The following is a 243-nucleotide window of genomic DNA, read 5'->3' on the forward strand; positions in this document are numbered from 1 at the left end:
GTCCTTCGCCGGTCGACGAGAACCGGCTGGATCCAAGCAATCTGTTCGTCGAATGGAGCCGCGCTTCTGAAGCGGCGGGTCGCATTGGTCTGCGCACGGGGATCCAGGAATTGCGGATGGGCTCGGCACGGCTCATCGACGTGCGCGACGGGACCAATGTCCGGCGGAGCTTCGAGGCCGTGCGCGGCTACATGGAGCGCGGGAGCTGGCGCGTCGATGCGTTCGCCGCTGCGCCCCGCCTGC

Annotated in this window: 1 protein-coding gene; it reads left to right on the forward strand. The window is 68.3% G+C overall.

Annotation, left to right across the window (positions count from 1 at the left end; translation table 11 throughout):
- A partial coding sequence (locus tag SB660_RS23165; RefSeq protein WP_410584892.1) for an alginate export family protein occupies window positions 1-243 on the forward strand: 243 nt, incomplete at both ends.

This window comes from Bacillus sp. SIMBA_005 (genome assembly GCF_046535585.1).
Lineage (GTDB): Bacteria > Bacillota > Bacilli > Bacillales > Bacillaceae > Bacillus > Bacillus pumilus.